The organism is Paenibacillus sp. Dod16 (assembly GCF_049893405.1).
Taxonomy (GTDB): Bacteria; Bacillota; Bacilli; order Paenibacillales; family Paenibacillaceae; genus Paenibacillus_AQ.
Map to the genome: position 1 here is coordinate 1 of NZ_JBNDYG010000100.1, position 4320 is coordinate 4320.

At 37.0% G+C, this 4320-nt stretch carries 4 protein-coding genes; all 4 read left to right on the forward strand.

Annotated elements, in window-relative coordinates:
* A partial coding sequence (locus ACPV3A_RS37375) for an SAVED domain-containing protein (RefSeq protein ID WP_426204955.1) occupies positions 1-717 on the forward strand: 717 nt, incomplete at its 5' end.
* Between the two features lie 18 nt (positions 718-735).
* Entirely contained in the window at positions 736-1857 is a 1122-nt protein-coding gene (locus ACPV3A_RS37380) for an SMODS domain-containing nucleotidyltransferase (protein ID WP_426204956.1), read from the forward strand.
* Complete coding sequence (locus ACPV3A_RS37385) at positions 1854-3680, forward strand: ThiF family adenylyltransferase (protein ID WP_426204958.1); 1827 nt, start codon at positions 1854-1856, stop codon at positions 3678-3680. Before ACPV3A_RS37380 ends, ACPV3A_RS37385 begins: the two co-directional genes overlap by 4 nt.
* A complete protein-coding gene (locus tag ACPV3A_RS37390) occupies positions 3680-4180 on the forward strand; it encodes a Mov34/MPN/PAD-1 family protein (protein WP_063477414.1) in 501 nt (166 codons plus the stop codon). Before ACPV3A_RS37385 ends, ACPV3A_RS37390 begins: the two co-directional genes overlap by 1 nt.
* The last annotated feature ends 140 nt before the right edge of the window (positions 4181-4320 follow it).

Here is a 4320-nt window from a genome sequence, read left to right on the forward strand (position 1 = left end):
AGCTTTCTTCCCTATACTGAAACATTAGAAGAAGAGACTAACCATCTTCTGTGTCTTAGTGACCACTTTGATCAACGCCTAATTAAAACAGATCAAAGTTGGAACGGTGACGTTGCACCAAAATTAAAGGGATTTATACAGGATGTCTTTTCTCTWGGCAATGCCTACTTGATCCAATTTAATACACACCTTTCTATAACATTTGTTTCAGGAATGATACTGAATCCAAAATCAGGAGTAAAAGCATTTCCTGTACAGCGAGGAGATGGATTGATGGCTTGGATTCCTGATGTACATTTTGAAGAAGACCAGAATTACACGACATTCATAGAAGAGTTTTCMTCTGACCAATTAGATCAAGGTGATACAGTAGTTGCTATTAGTGTAACTCGAAATGTTAAACCTCACGTAGAATGGCACATAGAAAAWAACAAGCTAAAAGTACAAGCTTTCTATCATTTTTGCCTGCCGTCAGAGGGATTTAAGGCAATAAAAGATGGCACGCATGCTTGGCTACTAGCTGAGCAAATCATTARGGCACTAGATAGACGCAAYCCAAGTCAAAGAAAAGGAAAAGTTCACCTTTTTATTGCAGCGCCTGGTGGCTTTGTTTTCTTTCTTGGTCAACAAGCATCAAATATACCAGAAATTATACTATATGAGCATAATTTYTCTGGAGATGGATCRTATTCTCCTTCATTTWTACTCCCACTTTAATAATTTGGAGGTCTCATTATGAATATTCCCACCTATTTTGCAAGATTCCTTAAAGAAATTCGTCTAACAGAGAATCAAGTGAATGATCTTATCAAAGGACAYACTACTTTGAGAAATAGATTAGAAGAAGACGAGGATCTATCTAAAATTATTGTAAGTACATTTCTTCAGGGGAGTTATCGAAGRTCTACCGCTGTTCGTCCAAAAGGAGACAGTCGATCGGATGTCGATGTAATTGTAGTGACTAAATTGAGTATGGAGGAATATAGCAATCCAGAAGATGCACTTCAAGTATTTGTTCCATTCATGGATAAACACTATGCAGGTAAATACGAGATTCAGGGACGTTCAATCGGAATTTCATTAAGCTATGTAGATTTAGATGTTGTTATCACGGCCGCYCCMTCGGAAAGTGAAGAGGGAATTTTGGAATCTAATAGTGTAACCGACATKCGGGCTTTGGAGGATATTGAAACATGGTCATTGAAGAAGTCTTGGGAAGTTCTTGAAGAAACATTGGATACGAGCTCTGTTTTAAGAACMTATTCTAATGCGAATGAACCTGAGTGGAAATCGGTTCCCCTGTGGATTCCCGATAGAGAGGCAAAAGAATGGAAACAAACTGATCCTCTAKCTCAAATTAAATGGACTCAAGAAAAAAATAAATCTTGTAATCGCCACTATGTTAACGTCGTTAAGGCTCTGAAATGGTGGAGAAGATCAAATGATGTGCCTAAATATCCAAAGGGCTATCCTTTTGAGCACTTGATAGGCTTATGCTGCCCGGATGATATCCAAAGTGTTGGTCAAGGGGTGACCGAAGTTTTGGAAGAGATTGTAAATAACCATCCTACGAAGCCAGTTATGCCGGATCATGGTGTACCAGATCACGRTGTAATGGGCAGAGTGACAAATGAAGAATATGAAGAGTTTTACCAGCTAATTAAAGAAGCAGCTGTAATTGCTAGAAGGGCTACAGATGCTACTACTGTAAAAGAAAGCGCAGAGGAATGGAATAAGCTTTTTGGTTCTAAGTTCCCAACCTCTGAGGCAACCAGCAAGAGTGAGAACAGCTCTGTTGGATTTTCAAAGAGAGAAAATCCAACAACTCAAAATGTTATGGGTGGACGTTTTGGATGATAAATATCGCAGTAYCTGAAAATATATACTCTGGTTGTATTCAACTTGATATTGTTAAGGGATACGAACAATTAGAAGAGCTTTATTGGTTTGAAAAGTTAGATAGTTGGGTCCTGCATTTTAGTTTAAATGTGCCTGAATTAAACCAATTCTCTTCTGTACCTCAAACTACCCAGTGGTATATGCTAATAGATCCTCTTTATCCAAGAGGATCTATTAGTATATTTCCCGATAAAATTAGAAGTATCACTCTTACGTATCAACACATGACTGAAAATATAAATGTTGACTATGTTCCTTGGAGATTAGGAAAGATTTGTACCGATTGGGATAGCGGTCAACTGGAATTGTTATCTGACAGTGATGAACTTTTAGATTCTGACAAGCGAATCTCTTGGCATGTACAGAGATTGAAGTTATGGCTGATCGCTGCCTCTAACGATTCTTTGGCTGTACCTGGAGATTATTTCGAATTACCTCATACACATTTCAAATCAGAGTTATCCATTGTTTTTGCGGAAGAGCGAAAGGATCTTATAAAGTGGAGTGAAATCTATACTCGGTCTGGTTTGGTATCTCTAAGGGAGGTTAAGGAGAATTCGGATACTATTTATATATCACGCTTCTTTGATAGAGAGTCAGAAGTATTGCAAACCTATGATTGGGGAAAAGTTGTAGAGCTTAATACCCAAACTAAGATTCAATATGGAGTATGGGTATTGCTACCCTTTAAACCTATACAACAACCTTGGTCATACCCCAAGACAGTCAGCGATTTAGAAATGGTGTGTAAAGAACACCATTTTGATATCTGGAATGAGATATATGATTTAATGCATACATTCCGTGAGTATAATCGTAATTTTATTATGATTGGCTTTCAAATTCCTCAAATCGTTGGGGAAGAAGATCAGGTGGTTCATTGGATCAGTATTGAAATTGCGAAGTTGACTAGGAAAGTCAAAAGGATTAAAGGATTTAGAAAAGCACGTGACTATTATTTTCATCGAGATCGATTGAATGAGCTAAAACCAGAAAAAGAATTAAATTATATCCGTACTGAGAACTGGAGCAAGGAAGCGATTCTTAGCCGCGGGAGTTTAGATAAAAAAATCCATCAGGATAGTGCATTTTTGATAGGTGCTGGAACGCTTGGTTCAGCTATCGGTGAATTACTATCACGCACAGGCATATCAAAAATCACTGTTTGTGACGATGATATTTTAAAAATAGGGAATCTTTCACGACATATTCTCGGTGTGGATAAAATGTCCAGAGAAAAAGCAGAATCTTTATCTAGACGAATAAATCAGAACAATTTACACATTTGGTCATCACATATAAATAAATCTTTCCCAAATCTGAGTGAAGATGAGGTCGAGATTTTAGAAGAACATGACGTCATTATTGATACTACGGGTAGCGATGCAGTCATTGACCATTTATATTCTTTCGACTGGACACTTCCTAAAAGATTTGTGTCTATATCGCTTGGCTTCGGAGCCAAAAGAATGTTTATCTTACTATCAAACAAGCATCCCTTTCCCCGTCAGGTATTTTATGATTTTCTTAAACCATGGATCGAATTAGAACGAGAAGAAAATAAGAAAACAGTCCTTCCAAGAGATGGAATTGGCTGTTATCATCCGTTATTTCCGGCTAGACTTGATGATATTTGGATAATGGCAGGATTAGCAATAAAAGAAATGGAAACATGGTGGCTAGACCCGTTGGGATCTAATATATTTGCTGTATATGAACAACAGCAATTAAACGGGGTATCAGCAGGGGTGATACTGAAACAACGAGAGGTGTTTCAATAATGCTTATTTATAGATACAGAGATCATGAAAGTGGCTTGGAAGTTGAATTTAGCGAAGATATTTTAGCGTTTATGTTAGCACAATGTACTTCTTATGGTAATTTGGAAACAGGCGGCATTTTAGCAGGTTATTATGACGACACATATAAGAAGGCCGTTATTCTGGGAAGCAGTGCTGCTCCTACTGACTCAAAACATAGTAGAACTAGATTCTACAGAGGTGTAAAAGGCCTTAAGGAATGGTTAAATAAACTCTGGAAAAAAGAGAAGGCTTTTTATTTAGGAGAATGGCACTTTCATCCTTTTGCTACAAGCAAAAGGAGTTCAATTGATTCGAAACAGATGAATGCAATATCCGCTAATCAATCGATGAATTGCCCAGAACCAATATTATTCATCATTGGGGGAGACCCTAATCATAAATACTCAGTTTCCATCAGTGTTTTTTTTGAAAGTAAGAAATCGATAGAACTTAAAGAGTATTCAGTTGAAAAAATATGAGATAAGCTTAAAACTACCAGTAGTCTAAGTCAGAATCCTCAGAATTCTAGCACACAACTATATATCAGTATTATAACTGAATTATGATAAACTCAGAAAAATCAATAACTTCAGAACACAACTTTAATACCAAATAACAA

What these genes read in the sequence shown, in the direction of transcription:
- ACPV3A_RS37390 (WP_063477414.1), top strand. Translation starts at nt 3,680, where the DNA reads ATGCTTATTTATAGATACAGAGATCATGAAAGTGGCTTGGAAGTTGAA.